This window comes from Spirosoma sp. 209 (assembly GCF_002006735.1).
Taxonomy (GTDB): domain Bacteria; phylum Bacteroidota; class Bacteroidia; order Cytophagales; family Spirosomataceae; genus Spirosoma; species Spirosoma sordidisoli.
On record NZ_MVEC01000011.1, the window covers coordinates 1 to 24711 of the forward strand.

Below are 24711 nucleotides of genomic sequence, written 5' to 3' on the forward strand. Positions count from 1 at the left end.
CTACCGACGCTGCGCTGTGAGGGCCCTGACGGGCCGGGGTCGTGCTGCATTTTATTTCTTTACCGCTCCTTTAGGAAAACAATGGCCCGTCAGGGCCTTCACAGCGCAGCGTTGGTAGGAATCAATTCGGCCAGATTATTCATGGCCCGTCAGGGCCCTCACAGCGCAGCGTCGGTGCCCTGGGTAGGGTTGGTGGGTCGGTAGAATAAAACGGGTTCAGACTTATGATACTTGCTTAATGTGATCTTTTTATTCTCTGATGAAACGAAGACAGTTTGTTGCCTCATCGCTCCTGGCCGTACCGGCGCTGACCCAGGAAACCAAGAAACCCGCTCCGGCTAAACAAGTGTATGAATTGCGGATATACGACATGCGCTTCGGCGCTCAGCAGTCGAATCTCGAAAAATACCTCAAAGATGCCCTTATACCGGCCCTGAACCGGCAGGGTGCCAAAACGGTGGGCGTATTTCGGGAAATGGGTAAGTCCGACCCGGCCAAGCTGTATGTACTCATACCCCACGCGTCGATGGACGCCTACGCCGGAGCCGCTACCCGGCTGGCGGCCGATACCGCCTACACCAGCGCGAGCAAAGCGTATAACGACCTGACACCCGACAAAGCCGTTTTTACCCGCTATACCACCTCGCTGCTCACGGCGTTCGACGCGCTGCCGCAGCTGGTCACGCCCGCCCGCGAGAGCCGGATTTTTGAACTGCGAACCTACGAAGGGTACTCGGAAGATGCCGTTCGGCGGAAAGTGAAGATGTTCAACGTCGACGAGCTGCCTATTTTTTACCGGGTCAAACTCAATCCGGTATTTTTCGGCGAGGTGATTGCCGGGGAGCATATGCCGTGTCTGACGTACATGCTGACGTTTAAGGACATGGCCGAGCGGGATGCCAACTGGAAACAGTTCGGCGCTGACCCCGACTGGAAACGCGTGTCGCAGCTTCCCGAATATGCCAATACCGTATCCAACATCATCCGGGTATTTCTGGAGCCGTCGCCCTACTCACAGATCTAGTCCCCGAACGTTAGTCAGAGCCGCGGCCCGGTGTCGGAAACAACACCCCGGTGGGGCTGCGTGACGGCAAAACAGGCACAGGGTGGCCAAGAGCCTACCCAGTTTATACACAGAACCCCAGATCAGCCGAGGCCGGTCTGGGGTTCTGTGCGTATGGGGAATACGGCGGTTAGGGTTTTACCAGAAACTGGTCCAGGAACAGGTAGCGGTCGCGGTGCTGTTCGGTTTCGGGGCGGGTCGTAACGTCGATGCGCATATACTGAGCCGGGGCGTTGGGTTTCAGCGCGGGCCAGTTGGGTAAACCTTTACCGTTCGGGTTACCGGTTTTTATAAAGTTGGCGAAGTAAGCCTGCATCGTTTCCGATACTTTATAGTCGTCGGGGGTCCAGGCAAATACCTTGTTGGTAGCCAGGTTCCCCATGGCGTATTCGATCTCGGCCGAGTGGACGGCTCCTTTGGCGGGAGGAACCGCATTGGGGGCGTTTCCTTTAACCACGCCACCCGCCAGACCCGGTGCTGCGTTGCCCATTTCGGGGGTCATGGCCGGGCGCGGACGGGCGTAGAAATAGCGGTAAACAGGCTTGCCTCCTCCCGTCTGGCTGTGCATATCGGCCCATTTCCAGGTGCTGTACCCGATAAAGCGGTCGCCAGCCAGATCGGTGGCTACCTGTTCTACATCGGCGTCCGACTGGGCAGCATACTGCTTCAGTGCTTCGTCGGCGCGGTCGTTGTACAGCTTCTGCACGGCTTTGGTGTAGTTTTCCAGGGTCGGATTTTCCCTGCCCATGAGGGCGCGGTAGTTCATCTCTTCCGAGTTCCAGCCTACCAGCAGGGGTACCTTGGCCTGCTCGCCGGCCGCGCAGATGGCTACCGGCGATTTCGGAAAGAAGTACCCATCGATCGAGGCCGAGAAACGGGGCGCGTCGGATTTGGCGGTAGCCTCCAGCACCTGCTCGGCCGACAGGGCCCGCAACTCCTTCAGCGATTGTACACCCAGCAGGCTGGCAAACCGGACCCCGCTCTGTTCGGCAACCGGCAGCGGAGCCGGGGGGAGGGTACCCAGTACCGACCCACTCTCTCCGATGGCACCGGCAATCAGGTTGCGCGACAGGGGCGACATCATCTGGGCGCTGACCGAGGCCGATCCGGCCGATTCGCCCGCAATTGTCACCCGCTTGGGGTCGCCCCCGAACGCGGCAATATTCTGTTGTACCCAGCGCAGCGCAGCCGCCTGGTCGAGGTAGCCGTAATTGCCCGATGAGCGGTTCGGCGACTCTTTAGTCAGCTCCGGGTGGGCCATAAAGCCAAAAGGGCCGAGTCGGTAATTGACCGTCAGGGTAACAATGCCCCGGCGGGCCATACTTTCGCCATCGTAGCGGGGCTCCGAGCCATCGCCCGCTATGAACCCTCCGCCGTAGAAGTAAACCAGCACCGGCAGCCGTTCGCTGGCCGACTTGGCGGGTGTCCAGACGTTGAGGTAAAGACAGTCTTCACTCATGCCGTCCGATCGGAAGTTCATATCCCCGAATACGGCCCGCTGCATGGCGCGCGGCCCAAACTTGGTCGCTGGCCTGACGTCGGTCCAGTTTTTTACCGGCTGGGGTTCTTTCCAGCGTAGCTCGCCCACGGGGGGCTGCGCAAAGGGAACCCCTTTAAAGGAGCGAATACCCGAGGCTTCGAGGGTGCCCTCCAGGGTACCGTTGGCCGTACGGACGCGGGGCGGAGTCGACTGAGCCAGGGCGGTCAGGCCAGTTTGCACAGACAGGAGAGAAAGAAGAATGAGTGACTTCATAGGATACATATATAATCTGAAAATGACTATATGATCTGAAACTACTTGTCATATAGGCGAGGGCATAGGCATCTGTGGGTTTTTTGGGTAAAAAACACCTACTTTACCCTGTTTACTAAAAAGCGTACCCACTCTATGAAACGGCATTACGTTTGGCTGATCGGACTCTTGATTAGCACCATTGCCCAGGCGCAGCAACCGCTCGCCCTGATCCCACAACCCGTCTCGGTACAGACCCAGCCGGGCACCTTCGCCCTGACGCGCTCCACCGCCATCCGCTACAACAAACCCGCCGGGCAGGCTGTTGCCGATCGGCTCGCCAGCCAGCTGAGTCGGCCCACCGGTTTTCCGCTCGGGGCGAAAGCGGGGTCGGGGAGCGGCATCCAGCTCAACCTGACCGAAACGCCCGATGCTCAGCTCGGCCCCGAAGGATACCGGCTCAGTGCTTCACCGAAGGGAGTTGTGATCACGGCCAACCAGCCGGCGGGGCTGTTCTATGGCGCGCAAACGCTGCTGCAGCTGTTACCCAAAGAGATCGAAAGTGCCGCGGTTACCCGGGCCAGCTGGGCGGTTCCGGCGGTTCAGATTACCGATTATCCCCGGTTCGGCTGGCGTGGCATCATGCTCGATGTGAGCCGTCATTTCTTCTCCAAAGATGACGTGAAGCGGTATATCGATGAGATGGCCCGGTATAAGTTCAACACCCTGCACTGGCACCTGACCGACGATAACGGCTGGCGGATCGAGATCAAAGCGCTGCCAAAACTAACCGAAGTAGGGGCGTGGCGGGTAGCCCGGGCCGGTCATTTCGGTGATCGGGCCGACCCGCAGCCGGGCGAGCCCGTGCCGTACGGCGGGTTTTACACCCACGACGATATCCGCGAGGTGGTTGCCTACGCGCAGGCCCGCAACGTAACCATCGTACCCGAAATCGACGTGCCGGGCCACAGTATGGCGGCTCTGGCAGCCTACCCCGAACTGAGCTGCACCAAAGCCGCTGTCAGTGTCAACCCCGGTACTCCTTTTGCAGATTGGTACGGTAACGGTACGTTCAAGATGAAGGTCGAGAACACGCTGAACCCGTCTGACGAAAAAGTATACGAGTTTCTGGACAAGGTCTTCACCGAAGTAGCTGCCCTGTTTCCCAACCCGTATATCCACGTCGGCGGAGACGAATGCTACAAAGGGTACTGGGCGCAGGACCCAGGCTGCCAGGCGCTGATGAAAAAACTCAACATCCGGCATGTAGAAGACCTGCAGGGCTACTTCATGAATCGGGTGATGAAGATTGTACAGGCTAAAGGCAAGAAGATGATTGGCTGGGATGAAATCCTGGAGGGGGGCATTGCCTCGGACGCTACGGTCATGAGCTGGCGGGGCATCAAGGGCGGGATCGAAGCGGCTCAGGCGGGCCATAACGTGGTAATGACCCCGTCGACGTTCGCTTATATCGACTACCTGCAGGGAGACCCTACCATCGAACCGCCCATCTATGCCAGCCTCCGGGCCAGCAAAAGCTACAGTTTCGAGCCTGTTCCGGATGGCGTCGATCCGAAGTTTATTCTGGGCGGGCAGGCCAACCTCTGGACCGAGCAGATTCCGACCCTGCGCCATGCCGAGTATATGACCTACCCGCGCGGCTGGGCCCTGGCCGAAGTCTACTGGTCGCCGAAAACGGCCAAAGACTGGGCCGGATTCGTACCGCGCCTGGAAGCCCACTTCGACCGGGCCGACGCAGCTGGGGTCAACTACTCTAGGGCCATTTACGACGCCATTGTTCGGACCAGTCAGAAAGACGGGAAACTGGTTGTCGAGCTGGAAAGTGAAGCGCCGGGTCTGGATCTGTACTACACCATCGATGATACCATGCCCGACGGCCGTTCGCCGAAGTACAGCCAGCCGATCACCCTGCCCGACGGACCCATCACCCTGCGCGTCATTACGTACCGGGCCGGCAAGCCCATCGGCCGACTGATTACCCTTACGCGCGATGCGATGCAGAAGCGGGTCGGGCGGTTCTAACGGCCGGATTCAAACAACAATCCGGAACCGGGCGTTATTCGTAGTTGATATGTCGACTAAACCTATTGGATGCTTGTCTGTCCAACGGGCAATTGAACACCAACTATAAGTAACGCCATGAAAACGAACCGAGTGATTATCCTGATGGCAGTTCTGACTGCCTTTATATTCAGTCATGTTGTAGAAGCACAGCAACGCCGTAAGTGGAGTCCGCAAGCAAAAGGTACCGCCATCGGGGCGGGCGTTGGCGGAGCCGCCGGGGCTATAATCAATAAGCGGAATCGGCTGGTGGGTGGTCTGATTGGTGGTGCGGCCGGTGCGGCTGGTGGGTATGCCATCGGTAAAGGCGTCGACAACCGCCGGAAAACCAACGCCCGCATTGCCGCGGCCGAACGCCAGGCGGCCGAAGCCCGTCGCGAAGCCGCCCTGGCTCGCCGGGAAGCGGCCGCAGCTGCCGATAAGCCCGGCGTGGTAACCCGTCCGGCTGCCGAGCGGGTAGCTGCCGTGCAGAAAGCACCTGTACCCGCCGTGGCAGGGGTAGCCGCCGGGGCCGGTCTGGCCGCCACCGCGTTCAGTGCCCAAACCCTGTCGGAGCCGTATCAGAACAACACCCTGTTCCTGCTGAACAACAACTACGGCGATCAGAACAGTGCCTATCCCAGCTCCGAAGTGCGCCGGAAAAGCTGGTAAACAGCTTGCCTTCTCCATGGTCCGTGAGGCCCACCCGGCCATATAGTGTTGCTGACGCGTGAATGGTCCGTGTCCTCACGGACCATGGAGACGATGTTTTTGATCGTACTGTCACTCCTCACCGTGGTCCGTGTCCTCACGGACCACCCAGCCGGATAGTATTGCTGATACATGAATAGTCCCACTACGCGTTCCGGTGCGGACACAGACCATGGAGAAAGCAATCTATTGTGAGATTAGTCCATATCAACCATTCCATCATCTAAATACACCAACGTCATGAAAGCATACGGATTTGTTCTACTCGTGGCCCTGTTTGCCAGCGGCTGCTCCTCGACCGATACGGTCAATATTCAGGATTTAAACCAGCAGTTTATCGGTGCCTGGAATAACAAGGATACCGAGAAAGTCATTGGTTTCCTGGCCGAAGATGTGCATTTCCTGCAGGGCAACACCCACTTCAAAGGGAAGTCGGAGGTCGCGCAGAAATGGGTTCGCGAAACCATGCCAACCCTGGCTGATCTGAAAACGAATGTAGTCAGCTCGGCCGCCGATACCCAGACCGCTTATGAAGCCGGTACCTACTCGGTCGATGTGCTGCCCGAAGGCCCCCAGCAGCCACGAGGCTACGGGGAGGGCAACTTCATCCTGCTTTGGAAGAAGGGGACCGACAATACCTGGAAACTCAACTACGCTCAGCTGGAGGGATTGCCGGTACAGGTGAAGCAGTAAAGGGACTGGTAGTCAACACAAAAAAATAACCCGGCTGGTCCGGGTTATTTTTTTGTGCGTTCGTTCTGGATGCTGGTTCGCAGGGTGGCGAAAAACTCCTGGCAATCGGCGAACTGCTCGGCGTCGCCATAGTCCGTTTTTTCCTGATTCCAGCGTTTGATGGTTCCGTTAAGCAGGTCGGTCAGGCGCTGACCGGGTTCGGGCTGCGCCTGGCGAAGTTTGTTTAGTTCCTGCCGAACGGCTTTGATCTCGTCGGCAATCCAGGCGCGGTTTGTGGCGTAGCGCACTTTCCAGGCGGCAAAGGCTTCGTCGCGCGCGCGGGTTTCGGCGGCCGTTGACGCCGACAGGGATGGGGCCGATGTTGTTGTGGCTGATGAGCCGGTTACCTGCGCCGATGCGGCCATCGACAGCATCAACAGGAACAGAAAAGAAAACAACCGAATCATGGGGGTTACGTCATTGAGTCAACAAAGAAACGCATAAAAGCGGGTAGGTAGTACGCCGTAACAACTTACCCGGAACCATACAGCCTAGCTAACCGAGGATTTGAATCCTAAAGCTATGGATGTAGTTATGGTTAGTTACGGTTATTCGAACCGTTAGGTGAAGGACTGATTGGTCAACTTACTACCGATAAATAAATTCGACTGCGTTTATCTGAGACTATGTTCAATTGTATACACGGTAACACGAACATATTTGTTTATTTGTAACCTATTTTATATTTACTCGATGTGGTATTTAGAATTTGTAGCTTGTAGACCTTGATTATGTCTACAAAGCTCAGTCGTTTCTTTGCTGCCTCCCGTAATTGTAAACCACGAAAATGTTGAAAACCAACCCTTAAACTTGATGAAGCACAAATACGTACTAGTACTCTTCCTGATTATTATCCAGTTCGGTTGTTCTAAGCGAGCCGTTGTTCGGTTTACTCAGAGAGCTCCTGAGCTGACCTCGGCCGATGTACTGACCGAAATTATGCTTGTCAACAAGGCGCCACGCATTGTGCTTCGTGTGCCAAATACGCGCAAAGGGGTTACGAATACGCAGGGAACAGGCAGTCACCAGTCCAATGTAATCAACCCCGTTCTGGTAAAGCAGGCTGGTAGCGGAAGAGCAGCTGCCAAAGTGCAGTACGTTGAATCGCAGTATGACGAGACGGCTTTGTATAACGCTATTGAGAAGCAGCTCTTCAAGGAAGGGTTCAGCGTACGAGACCGGGGGCTGTTCAACCAGGTACTCGATGATAATGCCAGCTTAGACTATTCGAAGATCAAAGAACTGACGAATACGGATTTGATTCTGGAGCTTGTCAGTTTAGAAAGCTCGGTCGGGTACCGAACGAACGTCTGTTATCTGGAGGCCGATGATGCGCCCAAAATTATAAACGAGTACCGCAACCAGGGGGCTTCGGTTGAATTCAAACTGGTACATGTAAAGACGAACGAGATCGTTGGAACCTACAAAATTCATTACACGCCCTGCCTGGAAGGGTGCCGGGGTATCTATACCAAAAAAGGTACTAATGGCACATTTATAAGTAGCTTCTGGTTAAGGCCCGGCGAAAAAGAGCAGCTTCAGAAGCTGAACCGAAAAGGATACGAAGATCTCGATCAGGATCGGTTGGAAGCCTTTATTACCGATGCTACCCAACAGCTGGTCAAAACAATGCGCTAATTTCTGAACCACACCTTATGAAGCAAACTCTACTAGCCACACTATTTTTTTTGGTTTTTCCGCTGGTTTTGTCAGCACAGGATGCCATTTATACAGCCAATGGAAACCGGATCAGTGATGCACAACTGACCGGTCTTACGGAAGATAAAGTAACCTTTACCGTTCAGCGGGACGGTAAAGCCAGCACATTCAACTTTCAGCGTGCCAATGTTTTGTTTGCGTTCAGTCGTACCGGTAACTTTCTGGTAATAAGCGAATTGAGTAGCGACCTGACAAAAGCCCAGCAACAACTTGGAGCGTATTTATCAGCACCAGTCAGAGCGGGTGACAGGGAGTATCTGATCAGGGCAGTTCCACTTACTGTCATTCCGGCCACTATTGCCTATGAGAGCGATGCTGTTGTAAACTACAAAACCGCCGAAGGTAAATCCGCATCCATTCCCAAGAGTGAGCTCGTAGGGATTCTTTACCAGGATGGACGGCATCTGTTATTACGGGAAGCCGCCGAGATCGCTCCTTTATTAAAGGACATTGGCGGGCAGATAAAAGGCGAGACCCTGGCCGCAAAACCGCAGCCAGCCGTACCTACAGCCAGCTCTCCGGAGCCTCTGCCCACGCCATTGCCCACCGCTCCGGCCGCGTTGCCCTCCGACGGCGCTGCAAAACCGGAAGCGGCTATCCCGTCGGGAAAAGTGACAGACAAGCCGTTGACGACCGAATCGGCGACTGATGTCCGAAAGCCGGCATTGACCGAGGGAGAATACCAGGGCTATCGTAAAAAAGCATTGCAGAAGGTAGACGAATTTGTCTCGTATCTGAATATCATCACCGATAAAAAGCTGCCCACCTACGAAAAAGATAAGGCTATCGATCAGGCAGCCAGACTGTTTATGCCAGCGGCTACTATCGCTGTTACCTCAACCAGCAAACCCGGAGCCCGCCGTTACCCCATTCGCGACTACCTCAACCGGCTTAAGCTCCTGCCTTACAGCTCCGCCCGGATCGAGTGGTCAGAAGTGCAGTATATAAAGGAACTGTCGCAGGCTGCCGACGGGAACTACTATGGAGTCATCACGGGCCAGCAAACATTTATCGGGTATGGCAGCCAGGATCAGGTACTCTACTCTGACGTAGTTCAGAAGAATGTACGGGTTAAACTCCAGTCATACGGATCTACGTCAGACGGGGTAAAAAGTATAAAATGGGATGTATTGTTGGGTAGTATCGGTGTAGCGCAATAAATCACTACGAACGTGAGGAAGGCATTACTCGTATGCTCATCTCTGCTGAGCGTGGTGGTACAGGCGCAGGTGCCAGAACACCCCCCATGTCGGCGATTAGAGGGCGTTATCGTCGATTACAGTACCCGCAAAGCTCTGCCCAGGGCCAATCTGTTCGTTAAACTGCCCGGGGGGCAGAAGAAGGTCAGCTCTAGTTCAGCACAGGGAAGATTTTCGATAAACGCTCCCTGCGAAGCAACGGCTATTGTCATAGAAAAACAAGGTTACCGTACGCAGGTGCTTCCTGTCGCTATCGTGCAGGCAGATACCCATACCGTGGTTGTTGAGGTCCCATTGCTGGCGGTAGAGCCGCCAGCCAAGGATCGGATCTACTTGCAAACCGAGCAAAAGTCGTATGTCCAGGCCAGCCGTTTCGTCGGAGCCGACCAACCAGACAGCATTGGGCAACATGCTGTTTTTGTGGTGAGCGATGCAATCCGTAAGACGCCGGTCGAGGGAAAGATCTGCTTTGTTTTTACGAAAACGGGTGAGCGTAAATGCCTGGATACAGACAAAGCTGGTCAGGCAGCCATCAACTTTAGCCAGGCAGATATCGTTGCCGTTGACGCCACCGCAGCAGGTTACCAGCCCTACGCAGGCAACCTGCTCGTTGAATCACTGAAGGGCGCGTCGACGAAACAAATAATTCAGCTGCAACGCGAGCTGACCCTGCTGACCGTCTGGGCAGGTAAAGCAGAACAAGGTACGCTTCTAGGAAAGGGTGTTCGTATCCCGCTGAAGAAGGTGACGGGGGCCAGGGGGGGCGTTTGGTTCAGTACGTATCAAGCCGAGCCGGGTTCGTATACACTGGTCGTGAAGCGTCAGGGGCAGATCCGTAGTGAAGAGATAGGCGTTAGAAGTGGCTTGACTGTGCTGTACACAGACCCGCTGAAAGCCACCGCCGAACTGGGCGTACGAACCGCAGAAACGGGAATAAAACCCAACGGGGCCCCTCCTGTATCGCGGCCTGCTCTGGTACTTCCGGATAGTATTCCGATGCTTTATTTTGAGCAGGGCAGTTATCAGTTGCGGGCCGATTCGCAGGAGGTGTTGAAACAGGTGGCTCAGTACCTGAAGACGCACCCCCATTACCGCCTGCAGGTGACTGGTCATACGGATAATGTAGGTAACGAGCGCCTGAACGAAAACCTGTCCGAATACCGGGCTGCGGTTGCCTTTACATTTCTGACCCGACAGGGTATTCCCGAAGAGAAGTTAAACAAAGCCGGAGAGGGCAGCAGAAATCCGATTTCACCCAACGATACGGAAGCCAACAAAGCACTAAACAGGAGGGTAGCCCTGAAACTTATTACCAATCAATGAAGAAACTCTACGCAGCAGGCTATTCTTTATGGATCAGCGCCCTGGTGGCTGGTATAACCGGTTGTCATCAGGACCCTTTTTTGCCCAAGTCGGCCATCCCGTTTGCCTGTCAGCTTAGTCAGTCCGTGACTATTGATGAAGACCTGCGGGATACCACTACCTATCAGTACAACTCATTTGGGAACGTAGAAAAGAGCACGTACCGCAGATGGGTCAGAGGGCAATTAATGATGAGTACCGAGCAGGTCTACGTATATACAGCGGATCATTACCTCACCTCTCAGGTGGAGCAACTGATAAGTCGTGACAACAGCGGCCGGCAAATAAAGCAAGTAAACGGCTATCTCTATACGTACGAAGACGAGCGGCTTCGTACGGTAAAAATCATTAATAACACAACGAACGTAACCCTTGGCTATCGGGACTATACCTACAACGGCGACAGACTGAAGACCTACACGCAAGCCGATGCCAACCGGGTTGTTACAAAGCGATATTCGTACGACGACACCGGGAAACTTTCTTCCTGCCAGGCGCCAGGATCGATCAGCTCTTATACCGTAGATAAGGGAAAAATTATAGCAGAAAGCCACTACGGTAATCCGGATAGTACTGACATACGCTATCAGTTTGACAATCGGGGACAGCTCGAAAAACAGACCGTCTATTCCGGATTCAGCCGGGTACAGTATACGTACACCTACGATAACAATCCCTACTGGTACCAGACGCAGCTGGGGCTGAGAGGCATCCCGGCGCTCGACTTAGGGGGGCACAGGCCGCTACATAACGTAAAGACAAGGACGTACCAACGCTACCAGAACGACAGGCTACTTGAGGAGCAAACCCTTGTCTACAACCATGCCTACAACAAAAACGGCTATTCGCTGGGCTACGGCCGTAGTGACGGAGCCCGTCAGATCAACTATTACACCAACTGCCCATGAAAAACAGCTTCTTCTATTTGGTAGTGGGCTTCTTACTGATCGGACTGCCGGCCGTAGCTCAGGATAAGTCGGCTAAGGTGTACATAGCCAAAGTAAGTAAAGGGGGCGCGTTAACGCCCCAGCAGATGAAGCGACGCAACGACGAGATTAAGTTTCAGGCTACCAACCGGATCAATAAAAACCTCGTCGACCTGCTCAACACCCTTACGTTTGATGGACTGGGTGATGCTGAACGCATTGCGTTAATGCAGAACAGCTTTTTACCTAGTCCGAACCAGATATTTAGTGGAGACGACGTAGTTATCGAAGATGATATCGATCCTACCCATACGTCGGCCGAGGGGGCGGTTGATGTAGATGTCGAGAAATACCTGCGTAACATGGACCTGTTCTACGTCAAGTCCGATACGCTGACCATCGCCTTTTCTCAGCTAATTGTCTCTGACGTTCAGGAGGGGAAAGACTACCCGTATGTGAAAGTGTTTTTCACCCAGACCTTCAGGAGTAAAAACAAACAGGTAGACAGGGCCTATCAACCCGTACGGCGGGTGGCTGAACTAAAAGCAGAAATTGTTGACGGCAAATGGCGAACGTTTATTACCCGTCTGGCCTTTCTGCGGCCGGGCGAAGCGCTCACTCAGCTTACCAACCCAACGATCCTGCAAGCTGACGGACCGAAAAAGCCCCTGGATAGTAAAGAGGTCAGTTTTCGCAAAGCCGACAATCCCATTGACTCGCTAACGGTAAAATGGGATAGTCAATGGTTGAGTGTTGTCCGATCGACCATTGATATGATACCGACGGGTTACTACCGACGGGGTATAACGACCAGCAAAAGCCAGGATAATATCAGCATAACCTTATCCAGAGAAGATCAGCAGCTTACGTTTCGCCGGATTGATGGGTCAACAGTAGGGTTTACGCAGGCAAGGTCAATCGTGGGGGATGAGAAGTTACGCCAGCGCAGCCGGCGCCGGTTGTCTGGCTGGCTTCAGGTGGCAACTGGGCTTGTATCGCTCGGTGCCAGCTATGCAGGTTATGCGTATCTCCAGAAGCAATATGATGGTTACAGCCATCAGGTATCGGCGCTCAATGCTGACTATGCGATCTGGCAAACGCTGGCGCAACGGCCCGATACCAGTCCGTTAGTAACCATGCCATTTACCTCCTATGCCCAGCCTGGTATCTACGCGGTCTATGGTGGAGGAGTGGCGGGTGGCGGCCTGCTCATCAATGGAATCCGATTATTACTGAAAGCCGGGAAGTAGCCAGGCGTAGTTGCAAACAACCCGCCGACCAATTACAGATCCACACGTCTATGCAGTTCGTTCTAAAAACTTTGTGGGCAACGGCCCTGCTGATCGTTAGTAGTGCTTTGGTTGCAAAGGGCCAATCGTTGGCTCTGTACTACGGTGATCCAAATGGGAGGCCAGAAGATGCCTTCGATGGTAACGTATTCCGATCGGGTACGGAGTATGGCGATGCCAGTATATATGCGGTTCTGAGTAATGGAGCCCAGTCTTTCCAGATAGCATCGCCGGGTGAAAATCTGACAAAAACCGTAACCTCTACCGGCTATTTTACAATTCGGCCAACGAGCAGCATCGTTATTGACCGGACCAGAATTCTCAACTTCACCGGCTCGGTAACGGGATCGGTTAGCATCAATGTCAAGACCCTGAGCATTTCAACCATCAGTGCCAACGTGGCTACAGAAGCAGTCCCCGGCTCAACGCTCACCATAACATACACGACCGGAGCGGGCACCTATCCTGTGGGGCTCGCTGCCGGCAAATTCAAGGCTCAGTTACTGGATGGTAATGGGGTTCTGTATGGTGATCTGTCAAACTCAGAAGATCAGTATACTGACGGCGAGAAATTTGGTTCCAGCCGGGGTGGTATCCGGTCTATCAAGGCAACCATTCCGGCCAGTGTACCTCCCGGTACATACCGGGTTCGGGTTGTTACCCAGGGCCTGATCTCAAATGTGCTGGGTACTGCCAGCGGCACGTTTGTAATCAGAACCAATACACTTGGTATTACCGCCGGTACCCTGGCTTCAGCGCCTGTTTGTGCGGGAAATACGGTAAGCATCCCTTTCACGACAACCGGGAGCTTTCCGCAGGGGAACCAGTTCAGGGTGCGGCTACTTACCTTGAATGGGACGCCTGTACAGGATTTCACCGAAACCAGTGCCACGTCGCCAATCCGGGTTACAATACCGGCTTCCCTGGCTGGTGGCGCGTATCAGTTTCTCGTTTTTAGCACGTCGACCTCTACTGTCAGTGCTCCCAATCTTATCAACATACGGGCCCGGCCAACGCTTATGCTATCGGGGGGCGGCAGCATCAACGCAGGTGCCAGAGCAACCGTGCAGCTGACGTTTACAGGTACACCGCCCTGGTCCGTTGGCTTCGTTGATTACAGTGCTGACCTGGCACCCACCTATGTACGAACGCTTACTTTTTCCAGCAGCAATGGTACCATCAACCCGACGCTTTTTTCCAGTTCGACAATTGACCGGCAATTCATAAAAGAGTTTAGCGATAACGGATGTGGTACCAGTGATGCCATAACTGGCTCGGCATTCGTTTCCGTAACACCCATAACGGTGACGACCAGCAGCCTGTCAGAAGCGTATTGTCCTGGTTCCGATATATCCGTTCCGTTTACCGTAAGCAGCCCATTGCCAGCCGACGCGGTATACCGGCTACAGATTTCGGATAGCAACGGCAATTTTCAGAATGCCCAATTTATTGGCGGAGTCGCCCGCACTAGTCCACTAAGTGCAACCATTCCTCAGTCGCTGCCGGCTGGCACGGGGTATAAACTGCGTGTTGTACTGCAGGAGCCGACAGTGCCAGGCGCTGTTGATTACACAAAAGCCATAAATCCAGTGCCCGGATCACTGATTGTCAGCCGACCCAATGCCCCCGGAGTGACGGATGTGTCGTTCTGTCAGGGGGCTTCGCTAAGTCAGCTCACAGCTACCGGTACGTCGTTGACCTGGTACAGCAACGGAGGGACTTCACGGCTGGCAGGGGCGCCAATTCCACCCAATGACCGATCGAGTCAGTATCAGGTAAGCCAAACCATAAACGGATGCGAAAGTGCGTTGGCAACGATCACGGTATCGATCAAAGCGCTGCCTCCGGCGCCAACCGTAAGCAGTGTGGCCATATGCCAGGGCGGGTCGGGGCAATTTTCCACGTCGATTCCGGGGGCGCTGTGGTACACTTCCGGAACCGGTGGTACCCCAGCCCCGCAGCCCCCGCTGCTGAACAGCCAAAATCCCGGTAGTCAGACGGTCTATGTAAGTCAGACTATCAACGGGTGCGAAAGCCCCCGGACGGCAGTCGTGGCTATCGTTTACCCAATTCCGCCTGCACCCGCTGTTCAGAACCCAAAAGAGGTATGCCAGTATGCCACGGCGAGTCCACTCGCGGCTACCGGCCAGGACCTGACCTGGTATGATCAGTCCGGTAAGCTGGCCGGAGTACCCGTACCCGAAACCTCCACGGCTGGTAGTAAATCCTATTCGGTTACCCAGCGCATAAACGGTTGCGAAAGCCCCCGATCTCTCGTTGAGCAGGTGGTGCGGGCTGCGCCGGTCAATCCGGTTGCCAGTTCGATACGCCTTTGTGTTGGCGAAAATCCACGTTCGCTTACGGCTACTGGCACTGCCATCCGGTGGTACAGCAACGGCACGGGCGGCACGGGCTCGCCGGCTCCGCCAGGCTATTTTACGGACGTAGCCAATGTGTTTACGTTCTATGTAACCCAGACTGACAACAACGGCTGCGAAAGCCAGCGTCAGCCTGTATCGGTATCCGTGGTGGCACCGCCTTCGGCCCCTACTGTCACGGCTAATCAGACGGTATGTCAGTTTGCCAGAGTAAATCCACTGTCTGCCGTTCCTGCTACCGACTTAGTCTGGCAGGGGCCGGGTATTGCAGGAACAACCGGTGTGGCGCCTACTCCTTCTACAACTGAACCCGCCACCTTCACCTATTCAGTAGCCCAGCGGGCCGGGAGCTGCATAAGCGCCTATACCACCATCCTGTTTACCGTTCGGAAGACGCCCGAGGCTCCTAAGGTAAATTCACCGGCGGCCTTCTGTATCGGACAAAGCAGTGCAACCCTTTCGGCGACAGGAGAGGGGCAGCTCCGCTGGTATACCAACGCTGGACGCATTGGCCCATCCCTGCCACAGGTATTGGTAAACACCCAACAGGCCAGTACAACAACCTACTACGTCACCCAAACGGATGCTTTCAACTGCGAAAGCCCTGGTAGTGCCCTAACCGTTCGGGTGTCTGCCAAAGCCACCGCCCTCCTGACCGGCGACAGCGTAATCTATGCCGGTGACAGTACCGCAATCCGGGTGCGGCTTACGGGCGATGGTCCCTGGTCGTTCACGAACTGGAATAGCAACGCTATCAACAGCAGCGACTCTATCTACGTCAAGTGGGAAAAGCCAATGAGTACTCGTACGTACACGATCACCAATTTGACCAGTGCCTGCGGAAGGGGAGATATCCTGAACAGCTATCGGCTTTCGGTCATGACGCCCCTGTCGAATCAGGCTTCACTGGAGCCGCTGGACGTCAATGCGTACCCGAACCCAACTACGGGTAGTGTAACAGTAAGCTGGAGCGCGGCTATGAAACAGGAGATACGCCTGCAAATGATCAACGCCCAGGGTCAGCTGATCAGGCAGATAACGCGACAGGCTACCAGCGTATCGCAAACAGAACCGTTTCCGCTCGGGAGCCAACCCACCGGTACGTATATACTGCGCGTCATTACGCCCAAAAATGGGATAGTTACGCGGGTCATTGTCAAGCAATAAGAGCTCGACTGTTTTTAATGCTGCCTGATTGTCAATTTACCTGTAAATACCAATCAATAAAACCTCCACAAATATGTTAAGCTTTAAGCAATTTGACTTCCCACCTGGTCAGGATTTTGTTCCATCAAAAGAAACGAAAAATTTTTGGCTGTACACAAAGAAAAGTAAACGTACGTTCAGTGGTGTCGTACTTCCTGGTTTGTTCGAAACAGTCGGGTATCCCACACAAATGCTGGCTTTTTTCGCTATACTTCTCCTGGAGATAGTGCCAACAATTTATGGAATAGATCAGGGGGTTTTGTGGCAGGCAATTCTTGCCGCTATTTTTATAGATATATTCCTCGCTGTAGTTTCCCATATATGGCATGATAGCATATGTCGCTATCGAAATGAATTGGTGAACACAGATGAGCCTGTACTCAAAGAAGCATTGAGAAGAAAGATAAATCGTTGTCTTTGGTATACATACTTTTTCTATGTTTTGATTTTAATATCAGGTATTCTGAAGTTCTATTTTTTTTATGACGCGTATATGACTCCAGATGCTATAGCTGGCGCAGTTCTGGTATGTTATTTTTTAGGCGCTTTACTTCACGTAGCCTATACGGGTTATTTTCTGTACACGTCCCGATTCAATTACAAAATTCAGTCGGAGTATAGCCGGTATGTAGAGTCGGGTGGTGTAAAATTTAAAGACCAAACTGGTAAAGTTCCACAACCCCTCTTTCAGGATGGTAATACATTTCAGGTAGAACCAACGTCCTCAGGCAATCATCATATTTTCCAGGATGAAAACGGACGTCCTTTCTTGGAGACCAGTGGGGTGCTGACTGATAACGAATTAGCGAACCTAATTGTCAGACAGTCATACAATGTACAGGGGCTGGTAGCCCGAGTCGGGTTGAAGCGTCAAATGGAAATTTTACAGACCAATTAACTTTCAATATGAAAAAATTTACGAATCTGTTGTCGCTATGCCTTGTCGTAATGTTCCTGTCCGATGGCTGTAAAGGTGATCGTGCAGGGCAGGGACCAGATAGAAGTGGACTGAAAATAATAATGATGGATTCTCTGTCTGTGCAGGAAGAAGACGATGGCAGACGATTACCTGAAAATATCCGTGATTTATGTTCCGTGCTAATTTCGGAGACCAAAGACTGCGATCGTATTTTCATTCTCGATCCAGTGATTACACGCCTGGACTTGAATAAAACAATCTCTCTCAAGACAGCTATAGAGAAGGGAGGGGCAAAGAATGTTGAAAATCCTAATGTAATTGGTAAACTCATACAAAAAAACTTTGACGAGATAGAGGTTCCGCGAGAGTTTACTACGCGTCAGGCTAGCAACATTAATGCGGAAGCATTGATCAAAAAACTTTCTACAACTGAGTCTGTCAACGACTCAATTCTGATAGTGAATGAAAATTCTTCTCTGGATAAATATGAGTTGAACGGAAAGCAGTATAAAGTATTTACGAGTATGGAAGAAGTACGAACTAAAATCAGTTCTCTCCTCTGCCAGAACGATAAGACTAATTTTACTATTTTTATTAATCCTCCACTGCTTAATACTAGTATTTCAATTGTACCGAAACCTGTCGAACCACCAGTATATTCTCCCAAATCCGCGTCTCCTCGTTTTACAAAAAGACAAATCAGCTCAGGCGGAGGAGACCTGGTGATGGTAAAAGGTAGTGAAGGGTGTGATGTATGCACCCGTTACTACAGCGCGGTCGATAATGCAGGGCGCATCCGGCAGATTACAGAGAAGAATTCAACGAACTGCTGCCCCTGTGGGAAGGATATCGTACTGCGAGGAAGAACCTACCGTATGAACTGCGATGATACAGGTGGTAACAGGCTTGAATCTGTAGACTAAAACTTATAAGTAACTCCACACCAAAACCCTTATAAAAATGGATTTCAAAGATCAGATTAAACAGCTGGGCGACCGGGTTGCCCGGCTGAAAGACTCTATCCAGACCGAAGAAGCCACCAAAACAGCGTTGATTCTGCCCTTTTTGCAAACGCTGGGGTATGATGTATTTAACCCCCTGGAAATTGTACCGGAATTCATCAGTGATATCGGTACCAAAAAAGGCGAGAAGGTCGACTATGCAGTTATGCGGGAGAGTACCGACGGCAAACCAGCAGAGCCCTGTATGCTGATTGAATGTAAGCACTGGAAACAGGCGCTTACCCTGCATGATAATCAGCTACTACGTTATTTTCACGTTACGAAAGCCCGGTTTGGCGTGCTGACCAATGGTATCGTTTATCGGTTCTACACAGACCTGCAGGAGCCCAATAAAATGGACGAGTCGCCATTTCTAGAGGTCAATCTGCTGGATCTGCGCGATAATCAGATTGAGGAACTCAAGAAGTTTCATAAATCATATTTCGACGTTGAAACGATTATCTCTACAGCCAGCGAACTGAAGTATACCGGCGAACTGAAAGGCCTTATTCAGCAGGAAATGGCCAGCCCCTCAGATGCTTTGGTGCGGCACCTGGCCAGACAGGTATATGGCGGTACACTTACGGCTAAAATGATGGAGTATTTTACGAATCTGGTTCGTAAATCATTTCAGCACACGTTTTCGGACCAGATCACCGATCGGTTAAAAACGGCTCTGGGTCAGGAGGAAATAGCGGTTTCGCAACCTGTTTCTCTCGAAATCAGTAGTACGGTTGTTCCGGATGAAAAGAAAGGACCAATGGTCGTAACAACGCAGGAGGAACTGGAAGGATTTTATATCGTGAGAGCCATTCTGCGAAGTAATATCGATGCCAATCGGATCGTCCACCGCGATGCCCAGTCCTATTTTGCCATTCTGCTCGACGACAATAACCGAAAGCCGATCTGTCGGCTACACCTGAACGGAAGTAAGAAATCGATTACTCTGTTCGATGAAAACAAAGCTGAACAACGTCATGAGATCAGCAGCATAAATGATATTTTTCTACATAGCGATGCGCTGCTAAAGTCCCTGTCGGCCTATGAGTAGGCAATGACCTGATCTCTTAGTCTGATTTCCACACCAAAAATCGTCAGCCATGGTTCGATTAATTGTTGTTCTTGGCCTGCTTGTTTCTGGAAACCTGTCATTGGCACAGGTTCGCGTGCGTGGGTACTATCGGGAGAACGGCACTTACGTACCACCCCGTGAGCGTACCCGGCCAAATCATACCAGTATCGATAACTACAGCTATCCGGGTAATTACAATCCGAATACGGGGCGTATTACGGGAGGTCCGTCATCAACCTCCTACGCAACGGCTCCAGTCGTACCCGCCAGTCCCGGGTATTCTACCTCTGGTTCTACGAAAGAACCTATGCCCGCAAGGCCAGTAGGTGACGGTCAGCTATACGCCGAAACAGAAGCTAATGCTGCCTTGAGAGACAGGGCGAGTTATAAGGCTCCATCCATCTATGTGATCCCTAAAGGAGCCGTTGTTAAGATAGCCTTGTACGACGATTATTATTACCGGGCTGAGGTCAATGGTCGTAGCGGTTATATCTGTATCTGTCAGGTAAAGAAAACGGTCAGAAAGTTATGACCAGAGTGGCTTAACCTTAGCGGTGGCCTGTTCAGGGCGCATCACAAAAGAATACATCTCGTAACCGATGCAACCACAGACTGAACACGCAGGCCGCCTGGTATAGCCAGCAAAAAAGCCGGTCCCAGCTGGGACCGGCTTTTGGCCATTCAGTATACAGACTATTACGCGAAACGCAGGAATCGTTTCATGCAGGAGTAGCAGATATAGTATTTGGTGGGTAAGTAGCCGAGTAACGTTCGGACAAGGGCGGGTCTGGGAATACGCTCGATCGAATGCGTTTCGCCACAAGCCGGACAGCGGCTTTTGAAGACAGGGCGATAGTACAGCAACGGCAATACGAAGACCGCCAATGCGACCGCACCGGCTAAAAAGATAAGACTCATAAGGTGAATAGTGTTTGAGGAAGAACTAGACAAATATAAGTTTTATAATTAGCTGATATGCAATCTATTGGTTAATATTCTTTGAATATTATAAACATATTGGCTAATAATTCACATGTAGTTACATGCAAATCAAATCTTACTATTCTGTAGGTTATACTCAGCCTGTAATTTGGTTATTACTACTCAACTTAACACATATAGTATGTATTGATAGGGCAGGGCTGTATGTCAATCAGGCTAGCGAAACAGCTACAAAATGAGGCTGAAACAGACGCTCAATACGCTGGTTCATGAGCCAGTTTCCGGTCTATACCGACCATGTTATGTCCGGGCTGGCTGCGCATCTGCCGGCATCAGTGCAGCACAGCGGGTAGGATAAACTCTTCCATCATTCGGTCTACCTGCGGGTGCGCGTAGGGGGCGTTGTAGGCGGTGGCGGTGACGACCACGACCAGCGGCAGATCGGTGAACACGTAGATTTTGTTACCCCCGTTTCCGGTGCAGTAGTACGTCTCGTAGGCCTTACCTCCGACGGTGAAGGTCCGGTTCCAGAACAGATACCCGTAATACTCGTTGGTTCGACCGGGAATCGCTTTCCGCCGGGTAAAGGTTTTGGCGACCCACTCGGCGGGTAGGAGCTGCTGGCCATTCCACCGGCCGCCGTTTTTGTATAGCTGACCGAACTTGGCAAAGTCGAGCGCGTTCATCTGAATACCCCCTGCCGTATTAACCACCTGCTGGGGCGTGTATTGCCAGCTATACTCCCGGATGCCCAGGGGCGAGAATAGCTTTTGCTTCGAATAACGATCCAGACCGCCCGGCACTACCTTGTGCAGCACATCGCCCAGAACCACTACCCCGGCCGTGAAATAGTGCCAGTCGCCCCGAAATTTCGATGGCGTAACGGGCAGGTCGAGCGCAAACGTCACCCAGTTGGGCGCCGGGTACATGTTCTCTTCGTTACCCGGTGAGTCCATCTCGTTATCGTTGCCGTCGAAAGCCGAACTCATCGTCAGCAGGTCGGCGAGGGTGGTGCGGGCTTTATCGGTCGAATAATGTTGGTAGGCTTTCAGGTCGTAAAAGTCGGCCAGGGGCTGCTGTTCGTGTTTCAGGTATCCCTCGGCGATTGCAAGTCCGGTCAGGGTCGATGCGAAAGATTTGCCCACTGAGCGGACATCGTGGCGGGTCGTTCGGCTGGCTCCGTTGAAATACTCCTCGAGCAGGAGTTTCCCGTTCTTCACGACGACGACGCTGGTAATATGCCGGAATACGCCTGCCTCGATGTTTGCTTTCAGGGTTTTGATGCGACGCGTATCCAGCGAGTCGGTAGATACCGGGAGCCCGGCATAGGGTTCGGGTACGGCCAGCCGGATACGGGTCAGGTCAATAACCGGCTTTCGTTTCACGATCAGGGTCAGCTCGCCGGTGGCTATCGGCTGGCCTGTTTTCACGCCAGCCAGGTTTACGTACGGACTGATCACTAGCCGAAACCGGTGCCTGCCGTCGGACAGGGCACTGTCTCCGCCGTTCTGCATAAACCGGTTCCAGGCCGACTGGCTCCACCAGCGACCCTCGCGTTCGTTATCGACCAGAGGTTTGCTCAGGATCGTTTCCTCATTTTTTATCCGGGCATAGGGCGCGCCCGGGTGCAGGTTGGTCTGGTAGATGAGCCGGTTATCGACGTAGAAGGCAAACTGGTAGTTCCCCACTTTGGTGAGGGAGTCTGCGCTGAGGGTAGGGGCCAGCGGATGCAGGTAATTGGTCAGGGAGCTGGCCATGAAAACCGTCATGAACAGATTGCTCCGGTTGGTAAACTCGTGGGTTTTCAGAAAGTCCGCTGGCTTCAGGGCCGCGACCGGTATGTCGGTGGCTGTAAAAACGATCGTGCCCACCTGAGCTTGATGAAGCCCCGGGCTAATTCCCTGGTCGTTGACAAATGAACCCGGTTGGGCCTGTGAGCCCAAATATGTAAGCAGAAATAAAGGCAGCAGCCAACCGTATCGACCCGACATAATGCGTTGTGAGGATAAACAATGCCCCAAAGGTGAGCAAACCGCCGGTCTGGAAATAGAACAGAATTAACCTGCCCGGTCTAGCATGCCAAAAGCTTTCGGTAGTGGGAGGGCGTAAGCCTGTACTGCTGCCGGAACGACCGGATAAAATGACTCTGATCGGAAAACCCGCAGGCTAGTGCTACGTCGGTCAGGGCAATGTCCGGCATGAGCAGTAGCGGCATCGCCTGCTGAAGCCGGATCGCCCGCAGGTAGCCCCCAAAATGGCAGTGGAAGTAACGGGGAAACTGGCGGCAGAGGTAAACGGGATGCAGGCCTGTCTGGTCTGCCAGCTGCGCCAGTGTCCACGGTTCATGGGGAGCGTCGTGGAGTAAGTCCCGGAGCTGGCTCACCCAGGCCGGTTTCTGGCGATCAAGCCTGACCGGTGATGACTCGATCTCGCTGAGAAGCTGCACCAGCAACGCATCGACAGCCAGCTTTTCGTGGCCGTCCTGCAACTTCGTTTCCTTCAAAATGGCGTACATGAGCGCTTTCAGCCCCGGATCGGGCAGGTTGAGGCTGCCCTGTACACGGGACGTATCCAGCCCGTGGGCGTTGAACCAGTCGGGCGTAATTTCGACATGGAAGCCGCGTGTATATCCCCTGGGCTTGGTATTGTAGTGGGCCTCCTGCCAGTGGTGGAACAGCAGGCTCCCGGCGGTGCAATGGTGCGTGTCGGTACGGTTGCCTTCCAGCACCCGACCCGCCAGAACAAAGGTAAAGTAGGCGTTTTCGTGGTAATGCCAGTCGACCCGATCGTGGGTGTATTCGGTATCGGTCAGCGTCAGGCCGCCCAGCGTCACCAGCTGGTTCGTCAGGCCGTAATACTGTCCATTCCGCAAGGCGTTCATAGGAGGCTGACAGGGAAATAGGATCGAATACGCCCCATTGTCGCTGCTAAGGTACACGGAACGGATCAATAACCGCAGTTTAGGAAGACAACCCGACCGCCGAACGGCCCTATGCCGTACTCAGCAGGGCTGATAGGCCGCTGCCCGCACAACGCTCCCTGTCGACAAACGCAGTTGGGGGCATTATACGGGCAGTGGGTTATCCTGAAGAAACAGCCGAACTCAATTCCACAACTGGTTGGCCGCCGTCAGAATGATTGGCTCTCTATCCGTCACGACGATGGTTTGCTCGTGCTGTACGGCCAGACTATTCCTGGCGATCAGGGTCCAGCCATCGCCTTTCTCATGGGCATACGACGCTTTGGTAGACAAAAACGTCTCAATCGCCACCACGGAATGCTTTTTGAAATGTGCTTTGTTGGACCGGTCATGGTAGCACAGGATTTCGTGGGGTTCTTCGTGCAGGCTCCGGCCGATGCCGTGCCCGGACAGATTCTTAATGACCCGGTATCCGCTTCGTTTCGCTTCTGTTTCGATAAAGCGACCGATTTCAGCGATCCGCACCCCACCCCGGATCCGGCTAATGGCTTTGGCCAGAATCCGTTTGGAGGCTTCGACCAGATGACCGTGCTGATGAATATCCCGCCCCAGCACAAACGAGCCACCGTTGTCGGACCAGTAGCCATTCAGCTCGGCCGATACATCGATATTGATCAGATCCCCTTCCTGAAGAATCCGTTTCGCAGAAGGGATGCCGTGACAGACTTCATCGTTTAAACTGATACAGGTCCAGCCCGGAAAGCCGTAGGTCAGTTTCGGTGCCGAACGCGCCCCGTACGATTCCAGCAGTTGCCGCCCGTACCGGTCCAGCTCCAGCGTCGACATGCCCGGCTGGGCGTACGCCTGCATGCGTTTAAGCGTTGAGCCAACCACCTGGCTAATCTGCTGCATGCCTATCCATTCTTCCTCGGAGGTCAATGACATAACGTTCGGTTAAATAGTCAATTTCTGGCGAAAGTAAGCCCTGCAGCCCGTTTTCACACCAGGTAAAAAACACCGACGCATCAGTAAGGCCGATCAGCCATAGTCAGGACAAAATGATATCGTCACAAAACGAACGCGACCATCGACGCCAGAATTCCGCTGTTGTGCTCCCGTGGCGGTTCGTTGAAGATCTTACACCTGATGATTTTTGATTGGGGGCCGAAGTAGAAGCGATATAAGGCGGGCTACTGGTAGGACAAATAATAACGACAGGCCAGCTAATGAAATATGCATCCCTCTGCAGAACGGATCGTAGGCAGAGCTGACCATTCTGAAACGTGGAAAGTGGAAATTTCCAAAATGCTAAAGGGCGGGGTCAATACAGGGAAATACTTGCCTTTATGGGAGGTGTTTTCCTGTATATTATTGATAATTAGTAGATTAATATAAAATTCGAGTGCAAAAAGAGTATATATAGTTTTATTGTATAAATACAGTAAAAGATATAAATATATAGGTAGATATGTCTATGCT

General features: G+C 53.0%; 19 protein-coding genes. 13 read left to right on the forward strand and 6 right to left on the reverse strand.

Annotated features, from left to right (window positions below):
* Positions 1-259: 259 nt before the first annotated feature.
* The gene (locus B1C80_RS18200; protein WP_077922638.1) at positions 260-1024 is read left to right on the forward strand and encodes an NIPSNAP family protein; all 765 of its coding nucleotides are present in this window, start codon (positions 260-262) and stop codon (positions 1022-1024) included.
* 169 nt (positions 1025-1193) lie between these two features.
* On the opposite strand, the gene B1C80_RS18205 is transcribed toward B1C80_RS18200, so the two are convergent.
* Positions 1194-2816: a carboxylesterase/lipase family protein gene (locus tag B1C80_RS18205; protein ID WP_077922639.1), complete on the reverse strand. Its 1623-nt coding sequence runs from the start codon at positions 2814-2816 to the stop codon at positions 1194-1196.
* A gap of 135 nt (positions 2817-2951) precedes the next feature.
* Here B1C80_RS18205 and B1C80_RS18210 point away from each other — a divergent pair, with 135 nt between their 5' ends.
* The 3 genes from B1C80_RS18210 to B1C80_RS18220 all read left to right on the forward strand — a co-directional run bounded on the left by B1C80_RS18210 (position 2952) and on the right by B1C80_RS18220 (position 6260).
* On the forward strand, positions 2952-4838 hold the full coding sequence (locus B1C80_RS18210) for a beta-N-acetylhexosaminidase (protein WP_077922640.1): 1887 nt from the start codon (positions 2952-2954) through the stop codon (positions 4836-4838).
* 117 nt (positions 4839-4955) lie between these two features.
* On the forward strand, positions 4956-5528 hold the full coding sequence (locus tag B1C80_RS18215; protein WP_077922641.1) for a YMGG-like glycine zipper-containing protein: 573 nt from the start codon (positions 4956-4958) through the stop codon (positions 5526-5528).
* Positions 5529-5807: 279 nt separating this feature from the next.
* Complete coding sequence (locus B1C80_RS18220) at positions 5808-6260, forward strand: nuclear transport factor 2 family protein (protein WP_077922642.1); 453 nt, start codon at positions 5808-5810, stop codon at positions 6258-6260.
* A 44-nt stretch (positions 6261-6304) separates the two neighbouring features.
* On the opposite strand, the gene B1C80_RS18225 is transcribed toward B1C80_RS18220, so the two are convergent.
* Positions 6305-6706 carry a hypothetical protein gene (locus tag B1C80_RS18225; RefSeq protein ID WP_077922643.1) on the reverse strand — a complete coding sequence of 134 codons (402 nt, stop codon included), beginning with the start codon at positions 6704-6706 and terminating at the stop codon, positions 6305-6307.
* Between the two features lie 406 nt (positions 6707-7112).
* On the opposite strand from B1C80_RS18225, the gene B1C80_RS18230 reads away from it, so the two are divergent.
* The 9 genes from B1C80_RS18230 (at position 7113) to B1C80_RS18270 (ending at position 19349) form a co-directional block, all read left to right on the forward strand.
* A complete protein-coding gene (locus B1C80_RS18230; protein ID WP_077922644.1) occupies positions 7113-7937 on the forward strand; it encodes a hypothetical protein in 825 nt (274 codons plus the stop codon).
* A gap of 17 nt (positions 7938-7954) precedes the next feature.
* A complete protein-coding gene (locus B1C80_RS18235; protein WP_077922645.1) occupies positions 7955-9178 on the forward strand; it encodes a hypothetical protein in 1224 nt (407 codons plus the stop codon).
* 276 nt (positions 9179-9454) lie between these two features.
* The gene (locus tag B1C80_RS18240; protein ID WP_139361681.1) at positions 9455-10540 is read left to right on the forward strand and encodes an OmpA family protein; all 1086 of its coding nucleotides are present in this window, start codon (positions 9455-9457) and stop codon (positions 10538-10540) included.
* Entirely contained in the window at positions 10537-11487 is a 951-nt protein-coding gene (locus tag B1C80_RS18245) for a hypothetical protein (protein WP_077922647.1), read from the forward strand. The genes B1C80_RS18240 and B1C80_RS18245 overlap by 4 nt, the downstream gene beginning before the upstream one ends.
* The gene (locus tag B1C80_RS18250) at positions 11484-12755 is read left to right on the forward strand and encodes a hypothetical protein (RefSeq protein ID WP_077922648.1); all 1272 of its coding nucleotides are present in this window, start codon (positions 11484-11486) and stop codon (positions 12753-12755) included. Before B1C80_RS18245 ends, B1C80_RS18250 begins: the two co-directional genes overlap by 4 nt.
* A gap of 50 nt (positions 12756-12805) precedes the next feature.
* A complete protein-coding gene (locus B1C80_RS18255; RefSeq protein WP_077922649.1) occupies positions 12806-16339 on the forward strand; it encodes a T9SS type A sorting domain-containing protein in 3534 nt (1177 codons plus the stop codon).
* A 73-nt stretch (positions 16340-16412) separates the two neighbouring features.
* Positions 16413-17276, forward strand: a complete 864-nt coding sequence (locus B1C80_RS18260; protein ID WP_077922650.1) for a hypothetical protein — start codon at positions 16413-16415, stop codon at positions 17274-17276.
* Between the two features lie 8 nt (positions 17277-17284).
* The gene (locus tag B1C80_RS18265) at positions 17285-18220 is read left to right on the forward strand and encodes a hypothetical protein (RefSeq protein ID WP_077922651.1); all 936 of its coding nucleotides are present in this window, start codon (positions 17285-17287) and stop codon (positions 18218-18220) included.
* 37 nt (positions 18221-18257) lie between these two features.
* Complete coding sequence (locus B1C80_RS18270) at positions 18258-19349, forward strand: type I restriction enzyme HsdR N-terminal domain-containing protein (protein ID WP_077922652.1); 1092 nt, start codon at positions 18258-18260, stop codon at positions 19347-19349.
* Between the two features lie 717 nt (positions 19350-20066).
* On the opposite strand, the gene B1C80_RS28160 is transcribed toward B1C80_RS18270, so the two are convergent.
* The 4 genes from B1C80_RS28160 to map form a co-directional block, all read right to left on the reverse strand.
* Positions 20067-20288: a hypothetical protein gene (locus B1C80_RS28160; RefSeq protein WP_129601391.1), complete on the reverse strand. Its 222-nt coding sequence runs from the start codon at positions 20286-20288 to the stop codon at positions 20067-20069.
* A 356-nt stretch (positions 20289-20644) separates the two neighbouring features.
* Positions 20645-22183, reverse strand: a complete 1539-nt coding sequence (locus B1C80_RS18275) for a serine hydrolase (protein ID WP_236648829.1) — start codon at positions 22181-22183, stop codon at positions 20645-20647.
* Between the two features lie 200 nt (positions 22184-22383).
* The gene (locus B1C80_RS18280) at positions 22384-23193 is read right to left on the reverse strand and encodes an AraC family transcriptional regulator (RefSeq protein ID WP_077922654.1); all 810 of its coding nucleotides are present in this window, start codon (positions 23191-23193) and stop codon (positions 22384-22386) included.
* Positions 23194-23415: 222 nt separating this feature from the next.
* Positions 23416-24177: a type I methionyl aminopeptidase gene (gene map, locus B1C80_RS18285; protein ID WP_077922655.1), complete on the reverse strand. Its 762-nt coding sequence runs from the start codon at positions 24175-24177 to the stop codon at positions 23416-23418.
* Between the last annotated feature and the right edge of the window lie 534 nt (positions 24178-24711).